This is a genomic window from Pseudomonas sp. Z1-29, assembly GCF_051131995.1.
GTDB lineage: Bacteria > Pseudomonadota > Gammaproteobacteria > Pseudomonadales > Pseudomonadaceae > Aquipseudomonas.
Window position 1 is genome coordinate 2,979,923 of record NZ_CP071645.1, and the last position, 17,854, is coordinate 2,997,776.

The 17,854-nt window shown below is 52.4% G+C and carries 13 protein-coding genes and 1 pseudogene; 8 read left to right on the forward strand and 6 right to left on the reverse strand.

Annotated elements, in window-relative coordinates:
* Window positions 1-174 precede the first annotated feature (174 nt).
* Together J3P84_RS13615 and J3P84_RS13620 are read left to right on the forward strand one after the other, a co-directional pair.
* The gene (locus J3P84_RS13615; RefSeq protein WP_434631071.1) at window positions 175-1,722 is read left to right on the forward strand and encodes a hypothetical protein; all 1,548 of its coding nucleotides are present in this window, start codon (window positions 175-177) and stop codon (window positions 1,720-1,722) included.
* A gap of 8 nt (window positions 1,723-1,730) precedes the next feature.
* Window positions 1,731-1,958, forward strand: coding sequence for a hypothetical protein (locus tag J3P84_RS13620; protein WP_434631074.1), 228 nt, complete (start codon window positions 1,731-1,733; stop codon window positions 1,956-1,958).
* A gap of 54 nt (window positions 1,959-2,012) precedes the next feature.
* On the opposite strand, the gene J3P84_RS13625 is transcribed toward J3P84_RS13620, so the two are convergent.
* Window positions 2,013-3,032, reverse strand: coding sequence for an acyltransferase family protein (locus J3P84_RS13625; protein WP_434631076.1), 1,020 nt, complete (start codon window positions 3,030-3,032; stop codon window positions 2,013-2,015).
* Between the two features lie 210 nt (window positions 3,033-3,242).
* Between J3P84_RS13625 and J3P84_RS13630 the strand changes: the two are divergent.
* Window positions 3,243-3,446 (forward strand): annotated as a pseudogene (locus J3P84_RS13630) (cell wall hydrolase); the annotation flags it as partial.
* A gap of 279 nt (window positions 3,447-3,725) precedes the next feature.
* Here J3P84_RS13630 and J3P84_RS13635 read toward each other — a convergent pair.
* Window positions 3,726-4,601, reverse strand: coding sequence for a DNA-binding protein (locus J3P84_RS13635; RefSeq protein ID WP_434631078.1), 876 nt, complete (start codon window positions 4,599-4,601; stop codon window positions 3,726-3,728).
* A 78-nt stretch (window positions 4,602-4,679) separates the two neighbouring features.
* Here J3P84_RS13635 and J3P84_RS13640 point away from each other — a divergent pair, with 78 nt between their 5' ends.
* A complete protein-coding gene (locus J3P84_RS13640; protein ID WP_434631080.1) occupies window positions 4,680-5,801 on the forward strand; it encodes a tyrosine-type recombinase/integrase in 1,122 nt (373 codons plus the stop codon).
* Between the two features lie 2,354 nt (window positions 5,802-8,155).
* Here the strand turns inward: J3P84_RS13640 and J3P84_RS13645 are convergent.
* From J3P84_RS13645 to J3P84_RS13655, 3 genes are read right to left on the reverse strand one after another with little or no spacing between them, the layout of a single operon-like run.
* Window positions 8,156-9,100: an ATP-binding protein gene (locus J3P84_RS13645; protein ID WP_434631083.1), complete on the reverse strand. Its 945-nt coding sequence runs from the start codon at window positions 9,098-9,100 to the stop codon at window positions 8,156-8,158.
* Window positions 9,101-9,109: 9 nt separating this feature from the next.
* Complete coding sequence (locus tag J3P84_RS13650) at window positions 9,110-11,014, reverse strand: hypothetical protein (protein WP_434631085.1); 1,905 nt, start codon at window positions 11,012-11,014, stop codon at window positions 9,110-9,112.
* Window positions 11,004-11,555 (reverse strand): hypothetical protein, encoded by a 552-nt coding sequence (locus J3P84_RS13655; RefSeq protein ID WP_434631087.1) that lies wholly within the window; start codon window positions 11,553-11,555, stop codon window positions 11,004-11,006. Before J3P84_RS13655 ends, J3P84_RS13650 begins: the two co-directional genes overlap by 11 nt.
* Window positions 11,556-12,077: 522 nt before the next feature.
* Between J3P84_RS13655 and J3P84_RS13660 the strand changes: the two genes are divergently transcribed.
* Window positions 12,078-13,328 (forward strand): MFS transporter, encoded by a 1,251-nt coding sequence (locus J3P84_RS13660; RefSeq protein WP_434631089.1) that lies wholly within the window; start codon window positions 12,078-12,080, stop codon window positions 13,326-13,328.
* A gap of 5 nt (window positions 13,329-13,333) precedes the next feature.
* On the opposite strand, the gene J3P84_RS13665 is transcribed toward J3P84_RS13660, so the two are convergent.
* Complete coding sequence (locus J3P84_RS13665; RefSeq protein ID WP_434631091.1) at window positions 13,334-14,299, reverse strand: LysR family transcriptional regulator; 966 nt, start codon at window positions 14,297-14,299, stop codon at window positions 13,334-13,336.
* Window positions 14,300-14,592: 293 nt separating this feature from the next.
* Between J3P84_RS13665 and argH the strand changes: the two genes are divergently transcribed.
* The 3 genes from argH (at window position 14,593) to J3P84_RS13680 (ending at window position 17,820) form a co-directional block, all read left to right on the forward strand.
* On the forward strand, window positions 14,593-16,020 hold the full coding sequence (argH, locus tag J3P84_RS13670) for an argininosuccinate lyase (protein WP_434631093.1): 1,428 nt from the start codon (window positions 14,593-14,595) through the stop codon (window positions 16,018-16,020).
* Between the two features lie 146 nt (window positions 16,021-16,166).
* Entirely contained in the window at window positions 16,167-17,045 is an 879-nt protein-coding gene (locus J3P84_RS13675) for an amino acid ABC transporter permease (RefSeq protein ID WP_434568408.1), read from the forward strand.
* A 10-nt stretch (window positions 17,046-17,055) separates the two neighbouring features.
* Entirely contained in the window at window positions 17,056-17,820 is a 765-nt protein-coding gene (locus J3P84_RS13680; RefSeq protein ID WP_434568409.1) for an amino acid ABC transporter ATP-binding protein, read from the forward strand.
* Window positions 17,821-17,854 lie beyond the last annotated feature (34 nt).

Consider the following 17,854-nt stretch of genomic DNA (forward strand, 5'->3'; position numbering starts at 1 on the left):
TCCGCAACTCATGGTGTGTGTGGTGCCGTGAACACCTTTTGTCCTCTATGCGAGCTTCTCGATTACTGCTTCCTAGGTGCCTATTTGTGTGTGCTACATTCGCTTCCATGATCACGTGCAGCAGCCGTGAAATGATGGTGTTGTAGTAAAACCCTGACAAACGGATGGAATGCCATGTTGTTTGAGGATTTTGTATCGCAGGTAAGCGCAATATGGCGTCACTATTTTACGGGTGTCTCTAAGCACAAATCTGAAGGTAACCTGGTTTCCGACGGGAGACCGCTATTTCCTAATATGATTCTTTTTACAAAGTGCAAAGGCTTTTACATTTGTGAATTGTTTGGTGCATCTGAAAGTTATAAAGGATTGGTAATAAAACGCAATGAGCAGCCATCGGTGTACAGATACCTAGACCAATTTGATGGGAAAAGTAGTAGTCCTCTGTTCGCTATTGGTTCCGGTGGTGTCTCATATAGCTTGGGTACCTCGCGTGCACTGGATTCCATACAAGTAAGATTTCCCTATATCCACACATATCGTACTCACTTGTTTGGTGGCGGAGCGGGTGATAATGGTTGTGTGTTCGAGTTCAGAGATGATTTCGAAAGGTGCTTTATCGGTAACTGTGTACTGATAAACACCAAGGGTCCACTGCATCGCTGTAAGAATATATTGAGCATGTTTATATGTAACAGTCGATCAAGTAAATCTGCGGTTGATACATACCTTCGGCAGTATCTGGTTGAGGATGCGCAAGGGCACGTGCGAGGAGTCCACACGGTTGATGGTGATGCTGGGGCTCGGCTAGCTGTGGTAAGTCAATTTCAAAATCTATATCTTCAGACAGGGTTGCGAGAAACCACTATCGGTGAATTCGTGAGTCTGCATCCTGAAATAATTAAGCAGGCGTTTGATACTGATTGCTTTTTGTACGAACCTAGTATGGTTTGGCTTGAACATGATGGTACGTGTTTTGATCAGGCTATAAATCCTGACTTACTGATTAGAAGAAAGGATGGCTATTTTGATATATATGATTTAAAAGCAGCGCTACTAGATAAAAAACGCCTTACCAAGGGGGAGAGGCGGTTGCTCTCGGGCATCAACAGAACACTGAGCGGCGGGGTAACTGGGGTAGGGGGTATGGATGTAGGAATCGCGCCAGTAAGCGGTGCAGTTGCTGTTTATCTGATTTACAACCCCAACTCGGCATTGTCCGCAACGAACCCGGCGTTGCTAGGCGTCAACGCAACTTCGATAGTGGCGCCTGAAATATGCGGGGGGAGCATGCCAGCCGGGTACACGGCTTCGGCGCTGGTTTCTGTCTGGAGAACAACCTCTGACACCGCATTCGATACCGGTTATCAGGTTGACCGAAACATCTGGACCAACACGGTTCAGATTCTCAGCACGACTACGATGCAGGCCTCGCTCACGTCGCTGCCGCTGGCGGCAGCTGTGCCAAGGAATGCCAAAACATTCCGAGGGATGGCAGCAATTACTTCGACAACGAATCCTGCAAACTTGTCGTTCGCGATTAGCGGCGCATCTGTCCCAATTGGCCAGATCAGCATGGCTATAACTAACGGTGCTGTGAATGGTGGCCTGAGCGCCTCTTGTGGGGACGTTCCGTTAGTTGCGCCGCAAACTGCATTTTACTCATGCGCAACAAGTGCTGGTACGGCAACCCTAATCATCGGTATTAACGGCTATTCCTTCTGAGGTAAAGAATGAAGATTTTTGCGAAATTCACGGATCAGAAGAAAAAGATCATCGGCACTATGTTTGCCATTCAGCCAGATAGTGAGTATCGGCCTGATGTTGTCGAAATCGAGGATGACGATCCGCGCCACATCGCATTCCTCAATCCGCCACCGATTGTGGTTGTAAGTGATCCACTAGAAAAGCTGAAGGCCTTTCTCCTGGCAAACCCTGACGTCGCTGAAATTCTGCAATAGTTTTCAATATAAACAAATGTGGAGGCCTATGTATCGGTCATTAACTCTCATTGGTTATCCTGACTTGATGGCGTTAAATTTGTTGTCGGCTATGAATGAGTTAAGTGCTGGGCGTATTTTCAGGTTGTAAATCATATGCTCTAATTTCCCGAATCCTATGGATATAGGCAAGGCAATCAAAACCATCATTGAAAGTGATATTGAAAAATTCGCGCCAGCACCTTTCATTGCTAGGAAAATACAATAGATCATAGGAAGATGAATTAAGTAAATTCCATAAGAGTAGTCGCCAAGTTTGTTGATTGCCTTCTTGAAAGGTTTCGATTTTGCAAAGAAAACAATTGCACAAACACCAAGTGCGCACACAGTTGCTTGATACCGCACTGATAGGAAAAAGCTTCCTGAGGCGGCAATTATCAATAGGCCCGAGAAAGCTATTTTATTATCGTTTGACAATAGTACTCTAGAAAGAAAATATCCGCACATGAAATAGATATTCATGGGTGAAAAAATAATGTCTTTGAGCGAGGGCGCGTGTATGTCTAGCTTTAGTCCCATTTGGGTGGTGAAAATCACGACAGCAAGCCAAATCAAAATAGATCCATCTATCAGAGATTGCCTACCTTTCAAAATAACCATCAACAAAAGTATTAGTGAATAAAAGAAAATTTCGTAGATTAATGTCCAGTAAGGAATCTGAAATGAGCTGTTGAGTGTTCCTGTTGGAATTAATAGCATCGAAAGTGAATCAGTGTTGAGGCTTGGTGTTTGAGTAGAGAATAGGTATAAAATAACGAATGACAGTGCGACGGCTGAAAAGTAAGCGGGATATATTCTGAATGCTCGATGCAATAAAAACTGCAAAGGTTTTTTCTCTGTTTGCATGGCAATAACGAATCCTGAAATGATAAAGAATACGTATACCCCGATGCCACCGAAGTTATAGCCCCTGAAACTCATCATTGAGTCTCCAGTGGTTTGTCCTGCAAAAAAAATAGAATGTTGCATAAAAACGAGTGCCGCAGCTAGCCATCTCAGGGACTGTATATTCTGAAGTGTTAAGTTGTTTCCCATTTGCGAAAAGCTTCCTTGTAGGCTTCGAGTTGATTTAAATCATCGATTTTTTGTCAGTGAAAACAAAAGCTAAGGATTATACACGCTCGGGTTTGGCGCCGCCGCAAAAATAGAATTGCGGCTTTACCAGTTAGATTTCCGTGGTTACACGAAAGTTTGTAAACATCTCAACCCGCCATTGAACGGGTTTATTGTTGCCTGGAGAAAAGCATGATCGTCACTGAAAGAGATCGTAACATCCTTGCCCAGACCCTGTGGGGTGAGGCTCGCGGCGAAAGCCTGGCCGGCCAGATCGCTGTGGCTTGTGCGATTCGCAACCGAGTGTTTGACGGCAAGACCAACTCTTGGTGGGGGGAGGGATACGCCGGCGTGCGCCAGAAGCCGTACCAGTTCAGCTGCTGGAACAAGGGAGACTTTGTCTGAAATTTGCCGAGCCTCGCAGACCTTAACGAAGCATTTGGAAAAAAAGCGTTCCGCAACCTAAAAGGCGGCCCAGTAAAAACGCGGGGTTCTAGCTTATGAAAATCAGTAGCTTGCGGAACTGGAATAGCACTCCGATTGGCCATGCTTGCCTCCTTTCCGATGGCGCGATGGTATCAAAAGAAGTGCGGCGGTGGACACGAGCGTTTCGAACTTAACGGCCAACGTGCGAGTTGAAGTGACCGCTTCTGGCCGTTAGCTGACACCCTGCGATCAGTCTTTTGGACTGCTTGATGCAGATTTTCTTCTAACTCGCGGTTTGCGCTTGGCCTCGGGCAGCTGCCGCAGCTGTTTCAACTGCTGCTCCAAGGTTTCAGCCCGCGCGAGTTGTGCCGCGGCGCGCTGCATTGCTTGACTGAGCTCGTCCTGGGCCGACTCCAGTTTTCGTTGTAGGTCGTCATTTTTTCGACTCGCTACTTTGAATTGGCTTACTGCGGCTTTGCCCTCTTCCCGGGCCCGATCAACCTCTCTGTGAGCCCGATCTTCAAATCCACGCAAATAGTTCTCCTGTGTGATTCGCTCCTGCTCGACCGTGAGTCGCAACGCCTGTAGTTCCTGCTGCAATACCTGATTGTACTGCTGGGCTTCGCGGCGCTCGTGCACCAAGCTCTCCCGTTGCTGCTGCAGATCCTCGATCTGCCTCTGACGTTGAGAAAGAAGAAGTTCCAAGTCAGCCAAACGTAGCTCCATAGCCTGACGCCCAGCGACGGCGTCGGAAACTTGCTGGCGCGCTTTGGCCATGTCCTGACGCGCTTGATCTTCCGCCGCCGCAATCCGTTCACGTTCAGCATCGAGCACTTGCCGCTGCTCGGTCAAACCCCGTTCGACGACGCCCTGCGCCAGTTGAATCGCCTGCTGCCATACCGCGACAAAGGCCTGCGACACCTCGCCGGGAAGTGCCGGCAGGCGGGTCTCGCCGTTCAGCCGTTCAGCAAGGCGCGCCCACCAATGGTCAAGCAAACCGCCGACTCGCGCAGGGCTGCCGCGTCCCAGTTCCAGGCGCACACGTTCGACCGTCGGGCGTTCACCGCGCGCCAAGACGGCATCCGCCGCGGCAAACACGTCGTTTTCCGGCACCCCTACTGCCATGACTCATCTCCCGCTATATTAGGTCTGATAATAGAATGTTATCCGACCTTAATTTCTATATAGTGGAATTATCATACGTTGAACGTATTGAATATTACAGATCAATTGACCTTGGTCGACGAAACGCCGTTGGACCTGCAATCCTTGGCGCTCCACGCTCAGGAAGCAGCGGCGGCGTTTATTGCCGCCGGCACCGCGGCAAATACTGTACGCAGTTACCGCAGCGCCCTCGCCTACTGGTCGGCTTGGTTGCAGCTGCGTTTTGGCCAGGCGTTGGGCGATGCGCCCCTTCCCCCAACTGTAGCCGTGCAGTTTGTCCTCGATCACCTAGCACGGCCGTTGGCAGGTGGCGGCTGGGCGCACCTATTGCCGCCCGGCATCGACGCCGCCTTGGTCACCGCCCGGGTCAAGAGCAAGCTGGGACCACTGGCGTTCAATACCGTCAGTCACCGCTTGGCGGTACTCGGTAAATGGCACCGAATCAATGAGTGGGACAGCCCGACCGAAGCGCCGGCTTTAAAAACACTGCTGCGCGAAGCACGCAAGGCACAATCGCGCCAGGGCGTGAACGTGCGTAAGAAAACCGCGATCGTGCTCGAGCTATTGCAGGCGCTGCTCGCCACCTGTGACGACGGCGTGCGCGGGGTTCGTGATCGCGCGCTGCTCCTGCTGACCTGGAGCGGCGGCGGTCGTCGGCGCTCGGAAGTGGTTGGACTGCAAGTGGACGATGTTCGCCGACTGGATGCCGACACTTGGATGTATGCCTTGGGCACCACCAAGACCGTTACCGGTGGCGTACGCCGTGAGAAGCCGCTGCGCGGGCCGGCGGCAATCGCATTGGCCGCTTGGTTGGCGGCGGCACCCGCAAGCAGTGGACCGCTATTCCGTCGCCTGCACAAAGGCAACAAGGTGGGCGCTACAGCGCTGTCGGCCGATCAGGTCGCGCGCATCGTCCAGCGCCGAGCCAAAATGGCCGGACTGGAGGGGGACTGGGCTGCGCATAGCTTGCGTTCTGGCTTTGTAACCGAAGCCGGACGGCAGGGAGTGCCGCTCGGCGAGGTGATGGCCATGACTGAGCACCGTAGCGTCGGCTCGGTAATGGGCTATTTTCAGGCAGGCTCGTTGTTGGGCAGCCGAGCCACTGAGTTGATACCTGCTGTCGCCCCGACAGAAGAGATTGGGATAACTGGGAAAAATTAACGCTTTCCACTATAACGGAAAACAAGTCAGCTCCTTCCTCGTCCTGCCCCACATTTCTGGCCATAGCTAAGTTGAGTCGTTATGCATCAACCGCAGAGGAAAAACGGGCATTACGGGCATCCTTAAGTGAATCCCACGCACCGATGCCATCGCAGAAAAGTTTGATCTTTTCGTCGGAGGGGCGAAGGAGTTGTACGCCAGGCATCCCTTGTTTGAATATCTCCGCGAAATCTTGTTGCTCTGCCCGCCCATTTCCGGGCTGCCAGTATGCAAGGTAGAAAGTATAGGAGCGTAGATGAATCGCCCTAAGGGTCTTTTGCCCAATTCCATGGGCTCGAAATATCACATGCCCCAATCTATGTATTGACGGGTCAATCACGACCTTCGTTTGCGGGTCGCCATCCTTGCTAGTCTCGCTCTCAGAAATTACTTGAGGATGTACGAGGCGGACGAAAAGTTGTATTGAGCGGCCCATTCGAAGGTCAGCGCCTAAAATATACGGAAGAACGCATTTAAGGGCGCCGCGGTCAGGTGAATTGTGTATCCGTGCGGAATTGTAACTCATTTTCAGTAGCCACCTTTTGAGAAGGTGGTAGTCGTATTCGAATACGACCTCTGCGTAGCGCTCCACGATCCTGGTGAAAGCAGAGTCGAAAAGCCTGCACATATAATCGTCGAGCGTGGAAAGCGTGACATTGTTGCAATACGCGCATACATCACGTATTTGTGGTTCGTTTGAAATTTCGCGCTGTAGCCTGCTTAGCCAGAAAATGTTTTTTGTCTGCTGGTTGACAGCATGGAGCCGCCTGTGCAGGGAGGTTGGCCATAAATGCTCCTTCGTTAAGGGGCCTGGTTGACGGCAGTATTCACAGTTTGGCATCGAAGTAGAGCCTGAAAGAAATAAGGCAGAATTTAGCAAACAAAATTACTGATTGAACAGGCCGATCACTAAAATATCGGTTCGGTAGCCTAAAGGTAGAATATCTGAACGCGTCCACACTAAACGACAAGCGTTTTTAACTTAGAGTGAGGGTCAGCGTGGTCTCGTTGCGGAGTGCATATGATCATCAGAGCTCCCCCCAATCCATCGCGAGCTATTAAAAGTTTCTCAGAGGGGATCCGACAGCTAAAACGGAATTTGTACGAGGCTTTCCTCAAGACGGTCAAGCCGCGCCGGCTTGGGAAATAGACCGTTTCAGATCTACAGATTACAAAAAAGTTGGCCCCCTCAGAAACGTAGTACTCTAAGCGCGCTAAGATTGTAAAAAATACCAGTACCGCCTCACGATAGGTCCAGCAAGATACAAAAGAGGGCGCGGAACTGCCTAAGGACGCCAACAACGAAAAATCTTGACAAATACTTCCAGGGGACGGCCAAACATTATAGCGAGCCTTCATGCAAAGAAGAATATAAGCCGTCGCTACAGAGCACATTGGTCTTATAACTAACTTTCCATCAGGATAGTCTGCTATCTTACACATATCGCGACAACAATCGGCGTGTTTCCCCAAGTACCGTTCTTTTACGCGAATCAATATTTCAATTTGCGAGTGCAATCTCAGATGGTCTCCCAAAGCAAATCTTGAAGCGGCCATATATAAACGACAATGCAGGTAGGTCCTGAAGCTTCCAACACAAGTGATCGGAGGCGAGATGTATTGACGACCCGAGAGTTTTTCCGGACTATGCATATTGAAGAAACGTTCACACGGCCCTGAAAGCTCAGCACGCCCCAACTCTGACTGATAATAAAGTTCGCTATAGCCAGGCTCACGGGCATGGAAACTGTAAATTTCTTGATACCATCGAGCTTGGGCTCTTCCGAAATGCTCTAACGCAATCGCAAGTCCAGGTGCGCGACGCTTTTTTATTTCATCGCGAAGTCCCATATCTTGAAATCCGCAGGTGCTGCAGATCCCAATTGTATTAGGTATGGTTTGACAAGTGGTAAATCCTTTCAGGAAACGCTGTCGGCAGGTAACGCATGCCAAGCTTAGCGCTCGTTTATGTAAAGGACACATGCGATGAAATTGGATCGAATTAAACACGGAGTGGTAACCAAATTTCACGCATTCAGCGCAGAATCTTAGCGCAGATGCTGGACTACTCAGTGCGATCGCAGGCGCATACTTCCATGGCAGGTGATGCGCAATCTCGTGAATTTCCCTCTCTAGACATTCTTCTATCTTATAATTGATGAGCAGGCGGCCGCTTTCGCCATTTGTCCAAAGCCCACCAAGGTTCCTTCGAAGGTCGGCTAACTCTATAAAATTACTGTGGGAGAGTTTCAAGTAGATGGACAGAATAGACTCGTAAGGCATTGGACCACACTCGGGATAGAATAAGGTTCTCATCACCCCCCCTTCCAGTCAGTAATTTTTCTGCAGAACTCCTTGAAGTTACTTTCACGCACTGCTTCTTCAACTAGATCCGGAGGCACCACAAGAGAGCAAGAGTCGTCACACCCCAAGATCACGAATAGATAAGCAATAACTTGCGCAACGTGCTCCATCGGCAAGTTATTCACATAATTTCCAGAGGAAACGCGAGACATTTCCCGCCATACATCGCTCGCAAGGTTTGTAATTCTAAAGCCATCCGCATAAGCCTTCGGAAGCACATTTCTTGTGAAGCCATGACTAAAAGGTTTTTCCTCTAGGTTGTCATCATAGAGACGCATTATCTGCGTAAGTTGCGCCGCTGTTGTTACGCCATATAAAGGACGGATATCGGACAAAAATCTCCCAATTATATGCCTGTCATCGTTGCGAAGAAAATCTTCTGCAACTTTTTCTATGGATGGCATTGCAAACGATATAACGGTCAGTGTGAATTTGTCAGCCCGAAGCTTATTGTAGATATCAGCAAGTTGCTTAAAGTCACCGATCGATAATCTTGAAAGCTCATCAATAAGTAGCACTATTTGCTTCGCGTGTCGCGCCTCGGCTCTAGTCTTAAGTCGCTCTACCAACATTGATTGACGCTGAATAAATGTAGCTCGCGCTTTGGGAGTAATACCTTCCTGTTCAATAAGCTGATGCACGATTGAGGAGTAGCGAGGCGATGACGCATCCTTGTTCGTCGCGGGTATCATAAAAACGTAGATATTCGGAAACCGCTTGGGTATTTCTTCAAGGAGCGCTTCACAACACACAGTTTTACCAACTCTTGGCTCTCCGGTATAAACAACACCTGTTTTCCGCATGAGCACCTTGAAACAGGCGTTTTGAACCACTGCAAGCAAAGCAGGTGTGTTCAGCCTGTACTCTCTACTCAAAATTGGGTGAGAATGATCCATCTTCAGTACCTATTTAAGAATACCAAGATCTTTCCATCGCTCATTCATTACCTGTGTGTGTGGCATCTCCTCCTCTACCAAATATAACGGCTCTTCCCTAAGATGCCCTTTGGTTTCCTCCTTGAGCCGCTGCAGTTCACGATTTGTTTTAGGACTGGCATTCATTTGCATATGCCTTTGCCACGCAATAACAGGGTTTTCGCCTTCCATAATTTCAAACTCTCGCTTATAGAGAGCTCGGTTCACTAATCGCCTGGTAGTCACGCTGTGTTTAATCTTTCGCCAAGCGGCCTCCACTATCAACGTACCGAAATAAACTCCATCAGGTAGATAGGCTTCTACGTACCGATAGTCGTTGGGTGCTATCCGAATCGTCAATATTTTTCCTATAAGTCCCGCGGAATTTGCTAAATCTGGGCTGGTATAAATAGCTTGGTCGAGTTTGATTCGAGGTCTAATACCTTTCTCTATGTTACCCGTCACCCGTGCCTTTCGGTTAGTGCTGCCCAATGCGATGTTATTCAGATATACCTCAGAGGAAGCGGGCAACAGCACGTTCAGATCGCTACAATAATCAGATAGTATCTCCAAGGGGCTGTTACCTTTGTTCAATCCTCCTTGGGGAGTACCATTGTAATTAGCTGCGTAGACGTCCATCACTTCCAGTGCATCATCAACATCAATCTGATAATAGATTGCGGCTTGTTCTGGCGATTCTGCACGCCCATCTCCAGGCGAAGATCCGGTTGTGGATTCAATTTGATGCATTACCCTTGATGAAATACGCTTGAAGAGCGCTTCAACCTTAGACCTTCGCGCTGGCTGCTCAAGAGGACCAAAATTTATGCCAAATCCGACCGCATGCAACGCTAACTCATATACTTGATTAGCATGATGCTGCATCGCATTATCCAAGCATACCGCTCCCCAGATATGGTTTTTTAGAGCAGGAAACGAGTGCCCCGGCATTCCAGCAGCGTTCGAATATTTTAAATCAAGTACGCTCAATGTTTGACGAGGTTTCCAGCCACCCGAATAAGCTTCGCAAATCAGATCGACTAAGTCTTGAGCTCTTATTTCACTGGAAAAAATGAATTTTATAGCGAGTACCGCGTTACTTCTTCTACATACGGCCGCAATCATCCAAATGCGACTAATGACGTCTTTCGTTCGGCTGCGCCTGTCACCCGTGATATTAAGTAAAAAAAAAGAATCTACATGATACGAGTCAATCTCAATTAGGTCAAAGACATCATAGTTATCAAAAAGCCGAGCGTGTCCCGTACCCACCTTGGAGTGGGTTAATGCAAGCCTTCCCCCAGTGGCAAGAGATGCTCTTTTAAAGTCGCTCGCCAGAATTTCATTAATGAGTTTTGTTATCGTCCTCCGTGCCCCGCGCGGTTGATTGAGTGGCCACTCGTCTTCCTGTACGCCTTCATTTCTACAAATGGAATAAAAAACCGCGCAAAGATGTTTTTTATCGTAATGAGCCCCGTGACCAAATTTAAATTCCTCGCGAAATACCTGCCGTTCAAATTCAACAGCTATTCGTGGGTGTTTTTTCAGCGTATACCCCAAGGCGCCGGAAAGCCCTCCCTGCCCTTCGGTATGTTTAACCGGTAGTGCTTTTTGTCTGACATTGCAGCTGACACGCGAGTGCGGTATCAAACCCGCCTCTCCGACAAATAGCCCTTCCACTAACATTAATGTATAACGCTTGAATAAACGCGTAACCTCGCTCTCACTTATGCCGGTTTGGTTTCGAATTTCTCTACCCGTGTAGCCTTCCAGTCTCATATCGATCGCCTTTTTTCTCCTTAGAAATAGAGCTCGGTCATCGTCGTCCATAGCGGAGGCGTCTACTTTCTGGAATCCAACGAAGGAAATTCTTTCTTGTGTGATTTTAGATTTCATTTAACCTCCAGTGCGTGTCTTGGCTGAAAAAGCTCAATTCAAAGTCGACTGAGATCAAACGCTCCGAATAGGCTCGCGAAAAAACCACCAAGATTAGATTTTTTTCATAATCCGCTAGCGCTGATAAAAAACCGCGTAAGGTCCCCGAACGGAGTGTTAGAATGTAATGGAGCGCTTTTTCCAGCAGTGTTGGCGGGATGTATAGACTTCGGCTTCCTGCTAGATAACTAGCGACTTTAAGAAGCGGGAGTATTTTGTCTCGGCGTGGGAGCCAATCTTCATCATTGAACTCGCGGTAATTATATTTATATTTTCTCGCCACAAGAATTTTTTCTGCGCAAGACTCCGTGTTCCCTTCCACTTGTAGATAATGCAGCTCATTACAACCCTCTACCGGCAAAACCTCAGCATGATAATTCAAGATATAGTTTGGTTTTTCAGAAAACTCCTTAGTCCCACTCTTAAAACTAAAGCTTGCAATGGAAGACGAGAACTCTAAGTATAAAAGCCAGTGCGCCAGCTGCCTGTCAGTGGAAAGCAATAACACATCTTTGGCCCTAAAGCTGTATACAGCCCAGAGATTTCCAAAATGCTTTCCACGATTGGTAAATATGATGTTCTGCCACGCTTAGGCATAACCACCCCCATTATAGGTTGTGGATATGCTGATCCTTATCTCAATTCCTTATGATTGGGGCATTCCAGATAGATCCATGCTCCTAAAGGTAGACAGCTGTTACCTATAGTGCAAGTTGTGCACAGCCTCTGGTAAAAAAATCAATCGTAATCGGCGATCTCTATAGCCCACCTCTATTTAATAGATTGCTTCCCTTCTTCTGCTGCGACAATCAACGCCGGAATTGCTTTTAACAAAAATTTTCTAGAAAACCAAGCAAATTAATGTTTTATCAATTGTTTTCGTTAATATTTTTTATCTAGATGAAATTCGGTTATTTTCTTCTGGGTGCTCCGCCCCCCTGCAACTAATCCCCACCGCACCGGTCTCTAACCTCGCCGAGGTTGAGTCAATTTCGCCGAACCTCACTTCGTAAAGACTCCCCCCGTGACTGCTCATCTGGATCGCCGCAACAACCTGTCGCTGGACAGCCTCAACTTCTTTCTCGCCGACGTGCGCGACGGTCTCGGGCCGTATCTGGCGATTTACTTGCTGGCGGTGCATCAATGGGACCCGGCGAGCATCGGCGTGGTGATGACGATTGCTGGCGTCGCGGCCCTGATCACGCAGACGCCCGCTGGAGCGCTGGTGGACAGCAGCCGTGCCAAGCGCGCGCTGATTGTGATCGCCGCGCTGGTCGTGACCGCCAGTTGCCTGGTGTTGCCTTTCGTCTCGTCATTCAGACTGGTGGCGCTTACGCAGGCCCTGAGTGCGGTGGCCGCATCGATTTTTGCCCCGGCCATTTCGGCAATTACCCTGGGCATCACCGGTCCTCGCGCTTTCACGCGGCGAACCGGGCGCAACGAAACTTTCAACCATGCCGGCAACGCCTGCGCGGCGTTGCTGGCCGGTTTGTCTGCTTACCTGTTCGGTCCGGTGGCGGTGTTTTACCTGATGGCGGTCATGGCGCTGGCAAGCGTGTGTGCCGTGGCGTTCGTCTCGGCTGAAGCGATCGACCATGATTTGGCTCGCGGTCTCGAACCTCGTGGCCCCGATCACCCTCAGCCCTCCGGGTTTGCCGTGTTGCTCAGCCACCGACCGTTGTTGATGTTTGCGGTTTGCTGCGCGCTGTTCCACCTGGCGAATGCCGCCATGCTGCCGCTGGTGAGCCAAAAGCTTGCGCAAGCCAATCTGCACATGGCCACCCCGCTCACCTCCGCCTGCATCGTCGCGGCGCAGCTGGTCATGGTGCCGATGGCGCTGTTGGCTGGCGCCAAAGCCGATCAGTGGGGGCGCAAGCCGCTGCTGTTGGCGGGTTTTCTGATCCTGCCGTTGCGCGGTCTGCTCTACACCTTGTCGGATGATCCGTACTGGTTGGTCGCGATACAGCTGCTCGACGGTGTCGGCGCCGGTCTTTTCGGCGCGTTGTTCCCGGTCATGGTCAAGGATCTAACGCTCGGTTCCGGCCATTTCAATATCAGCCTCGGCGCACTCACAACGGTGTTTGGCCTCGGTGCGGCGTTGAGCAATGGTCTGGCGGGATTTGTGGTTGAAGCGGCGGGATACGATGCGGCATTCCTGACACTTGCTGGAGTCGCCGGAGCGGCATTTTTGCTGTTATGGGTTGGGGTTCCGGAAACCATGCAGCGTTCAGAAGGCATCAAAGTTGATCGAGTCGAGATGAGCCCAGGCGCCTAGAGCAGTCAGACCGGAGCCTTCAAATCCACGCCCAGTGCTTGGGCAAACGCCTTGACCAGCGGACTGCGCACCGTGTTGTGACGCAGGATCAGACTGAACGGGGTGACGATGTTGATCAGGTCCGGCCGTACCGCGCGAAACTCGCCCCGCGCCACCATCGGCGCGGCGTAATGCTGGGGCAGGAATCCCAGGAAACGCCCCGTTTTGATCAGCAGCGCAACGGCTTCCACTTGGGTGGCCGAGGCAGAAAAACTGTCGTAGTGAGCAAACTTCAGTTTGTCGCGATGAATCGCGTAACGATGGTTGATGCACTCGTGGGCCTTGAGCACATCCTCGCCCATGTCCGCCTCCGCCATGCTGAATAACGGGTGGCCGAGGGCGCAATAGACTTCCGAGCGTTCTTCGTACAGCTCGTAGTAGTCGAACTCCTCGCGTTTTTGATAGATCGGCACGATTCCCGCCACTAGCCGCCCCTCGACGACGCCTCTTTCAACCTCGTCGAGTTGGCTGGCCTGAAGTTGAAACCTGACCTTCGGCGATTGTTCGTTCATGCGCCTGAGCGCGGCAACTAACGGGGAGTTTACGTCAGAGATCGTATTATCGATAACGCCCACGCCCAGGTCACCGACAAGTTCGTTTTGCGCTGAACTAAGGCGATCGCGAAAGTTGTCGACCGAGGCAAATAAATCGATTGACGCCTGATACACCAGGCGCCCCTCTTCCGTCAGGTGAAAGCCCTCGCGCCCGCGTGTGCACAGGCGCATGCCGATGCGGATTTCCAGGTCAGAAATCTGTTTGCTGATGGCAGCCAATCCCACATTCAGCTCATTTTGGGCGGCACTGAAGCCCCCTGCCTCGACCACGGCCTTGAACACTTTGAGCAGTTTGAAGTCCAGCCCGCTGAGGGCTAACGGTGCCCGTTGCGGCATTTTCGGCGGCGGGTTTCCGGAATTGGAAAGTGGGGTTTCCATAATGCTTATTTACCTCTGACGCCCAATTCAACAACCTGTGCCCACAACAAAAACACGCTGGCCTAATAATAATGAACACAGAAAACCAGGCTTGGCAACCGCCAATAAATCCAGAACATCAGTGCCAAGGCGCTGATCGCAAAACATTAAAAGCTGACACTTCGATCAGCACTCGCACCGATGCAACTGCCCTCTTGAAAACTGCTCTGGCCTGACTTCGTTCGCTTGTTTTGTGGCGATGTTGCGACCTGGAGTGCCCGTTTCAGTTCGCGTTACCGACGAGGAAAACAACAATGTCCCAACCCACCGACCGTCTCTGGGGGGCGCGTTTCAAAAGCGGCCCTTCCGAAGCCTTGGCGGCCCTCTCCCGTTGCCCTGAACGCTACTTTCGGCTCACGCCGTACGACCTCGCCGGCTCCAAGGCTCATGCACGGGAATTACAGCGTGCCGGACTGCTGAACGAGCAAGAAACCCTGACCATGCTCGACGCGTTGGAGCGCATCGGCACGGACTTCCGCGCTGGCATCATCGCCCCGACCCTGGACGATGAAGACGTCCACACGTTCATCGAGCGGCTGCTGACCGAACGCCTCGGTGCACTCGGTGGCAAGCTGCGAGCCGGGCGTTCGCGCAACGACCAGACGGCTAACGATCTGCGGCTGTTCCTGCGGGACCACGTACGTACCCTGGCCGTTGAAGTGCTGGGCTTGCAGCAAGCGCTGGTGAACCAGGCCGAGCAGCACATCGAGAGCATCTGCCCCGGATTTACTCACCTGCAGCAGGCACAGCCGATCGTGTTTGCCCATCACCTGCTGGCCCACGCCCAATCGATGCTGCGCGACGTGCAGCGCCTGGTGGACTGGGACGCGCGCACTTCGCTGTCACCACTCGGTGCGGCGGCCATGGCCGGTTCGGCGATCGCTCGTTTACCTCAGCAATCGGCAAAGGAGATGGGCTACAGCGGTGTTTGCGAGAACTCCATCGACGCCGTGGCCAGCCGCGATCACGTCGCCGAGTTCCTGTTCATCGCCAGCATGCTCGGCATCAACATTTCTCGCCTCGCCGAAGAATTCTGCCTATGGTCGTCGCGGCAATTTCGCTGGATCGCGCTGGACGATGCCTACGCCACCGGCAGCTCGATCATGCCGCAGAAAAAGAATTCTGACATCGCCGAACTGGCACGGGGCAAGGCCGGTCGCCTGATCGGCAACCTGACCGGGCTGCTGTCCACGCTCAAGTCCTTGCCACTGTCCTACAACCGCGACCTGAGCGAAGACAAGCACGGCGTGCTCGACAGCGTCGACACCTTGCTGCTGGTGCTGCCGGCCATGGCCGGAATGGTGGCGACGATGAAGGTCGACGTCGAAGAGTTGCGTCGCCAGGCACCGCTGGGTTTTACCCTCGCCACCGAAGTCGCCGACTGGCTGGCGGTGCGCGGCGTGCCGTTCAAGGAGGCTCACGAGATCACCGGTGCGTTGGTCCAGGCTTGCGAGAAACACGCTATCGAACTGTGGGAAGCCTCCCCGGCACTGCTGACGGAAATCGACCCGCGCCTTACCCCCGAAGTACGCGAAAGCCTGACCTTGGAAGCTGCCATCGCCGCCCGCAGCGGCTGGGGCGGCACCGCGCCAGAACAGGTGCGTGAACAGCTCGGCCGGCTGAAAAGCGCGCTCGCCGCTCAGCAAACGTGGACCGAGGAATACCAAGGGTTCCGCCTTTAGGTCATGACGCAAAACGTGTGGGAGCGAGCCTGCTCGCGAACGCGGTATCCCGATTAAATCAATGTTGACTGACCCACCGCATTCGCGAGCAGGCTCGCTCCCACAGGGGAATGTGGTGGACCGGGAAGAATGTACGGAGAACCAACATGAGCCAGACACAGGCAGAACGACTCCAGGCGGAGCGCAAGCTGGCGGAAAACCAGTTCGACATTACCCAGTACGACCATGTGCCCCGGCGTTATTACGGGCGGATCTTCTTCGCCACGGTGATCGTCATCGCGCTCATCGGCCTGGTGCGCGCCTTCGCCGAAGGCAAGATCGAATGGTCGTACATCGGCCAGTTCCTCACCTCCGAGGCGATCATGTGGGGGCTGCTCAACACCATCGTCATGGCGGTGCTGGCGATGGCGCTGGGTATCGTGTTCGGCGTGATCACCGCGATCATGCGCATGTCGGCCAACCCGATCCTGCGCTACGTGGCGCTGACCTACACCTGGCTGTTTCGCGGTACGCCGCTGATTCTGCAGTTGCTGTTGTGGTTCAACCTGGCGCTGATCTTCCCCACCATCGGCATTCCCGGCGTGTTTGAAATGGACACCGTGAGCCTGATGACTCCGTTCGTGGCCGCCCTGTTTGGCCTGAGCATCAACCAGGGTGCCTACACCGCCGAAGTGGTCCGCGCCGGCCTGCTCTCGGTGGACACCGGGCAGTACGAAGCCGCCAAGTCGATCGGCATGCCGCGCCTGCAAGCGTTGCGCCGGATCATCCTGCCCCAGGCCATGCGGATCATCATCCCACCGGTGGGCAACGAGTTCATCGGCATGGTGAAGATGACCTCGCTGGCGAGCGTGATCCAGTACTCGGAACTGCTCTACAACGCCCAGAACATCTACTACGCCAACGCCCGCGTGATGGAGCTGCTGATCGTCGCCGGGATCTGGTACCTGGCCACGGTCACCGTCCTGTCCTTTGGCCAAAGCCGGCTGGAGCGTCGTTTCGCTCGCGGCGCCGGCAAGCGTTCTTGAGGAGCCGCACATGAGAAGCATCGTCAAGGCCGTGAGCCTGAACAAATACTACGACCAGTTCCACGCCCTGAAGGACATCAACATCGAGGTCGAGCAAGGCGAAGTGCTGTGCATTATCGGCCCGTCCGGCTCGGGCAAGAGCACCTTGCTGCGCTGCGTCAACCAGCTGGAAAAAATCGACAAGGGCGGCCTGTGGGTCGATGGCGAGCTGGTGGGTTACCGGATCGTCGGCAACAAGCTGCACGAACTCAACGAAACGCAGATCGCCCGCCAGCGCCTGGCCACCGGCATGGTGTTCCAACGGTTCAACCTGTTCCCGCACATGACCGTGTTGCAAAACATCATCGAAGGCCCATGCCAGGTGCTCAAGCGTTCACCTAAAGAGGCGCACGAAGAAGCCCTGGAGCTGCTTGCCCGCGTCGGCCTGGCCGACAAGCACCACAGCTACCCGATCGAGCTGTCGGGTGGTCAGCAGCAACGTGTCGCCATTGCCCGTGCGTTGGCCATGCGCCCCAAGCTGATGCTGTTCGATGAACCCACTTCGGCACTCGACCCGGAACTGGTCGGTGAGGTGCTGTCGGTGATGCGCGATCTCGCGCAGACCGGCATGACCATGATCGTCGTCACCCATGAACTGGGCTTCGCTCGCGAGGTTTCCAACCGCATGGTGTTCATGGACGGCGGGCAGATCGTGGAGGCTGGAAGCCCCGAAGAAATACTAATAAGTCCGCAAAACCCTCGCACCCAGAGCTTCATTTCTGCCGTTCGAACCTAGGCGCCCGCTGGCGCTCACAACACTCATAAGAGAA

Excerpts from the sequence above, each read along its gene's own strand:
- J3P84_RS13615 (WP_434631071.1), top strand. The coding sequence starts at position 175 with ATGTTGTTTGAGGATTTTGTATCGCAGGTAAGCGCAATATGGCGTCAC.
- J3P84_RS13620 (WP_434631074.1), top strand. The coding sequence starts at position 1,731 with ATGAAGATTTTTGCGAAATTCACGGATCAGAAGAAAAAGATCATCGGC.
- J3P84_RS13625 (WP_434631076.1), bottom strand. The coding sequence starts at position 3,032 with ATGGGAAACAACTTAACACTTCAGAATATACAGTCCCTGAGATGGCTA.
- J3P84_RS13635 (WP_434631078.1), bottom strand. The coding sequence starts at position 4,601 with ATGGCAGTAGGGGTGCCGGAAAACGACGTGTTTGCCGCGGCGGATGCC.
- J3P84_RS13645 (WP_434631083.1), bottom strand. The coding sequence starts at position 9,100 with ATGGATCATTCTCACCCAATTTTGAGTAGAGAGTACAGGCTGAACACA.
- J3P84_RS13650 (WP_434631085.1), bottom strand. The coding sequence starts at position 11,014 with ATGAAATCTAAAATCACACAAGAAAGAATTTCCTTCGTTGGATTCCAG.
- J3P84_RS13665 (WP_434631091.1), bottom strand. The coding sequence starts at position 14,299 with ATGGAAACCCCACTTTCCAATTCCGGAAACCCGCCGCCGAAAATGCCG.
- argH (WP_434631093.1), top strand. The coding sequence starts at position 14,593 with ATGTCCCAACCCACCGACCGTCTCTGGGGGGCGCGTTTCAAAAGCGGC.
- J3P84_RS13675 (WP_434568408.1), top strand. The coding sequence starts at position 16,167 with ATGAGCCAGACACAGGCAGAACGACTCCAGGCGGAGCGCAAGCTGGCG.
- J3P84_RS13680 (WP_434568409.1), top strand. The coding sequence starts at position 17,056 with ATGAGAAGCATCGTCAAGGCCGTGAGCCTGAACAAATACTACGACCAG.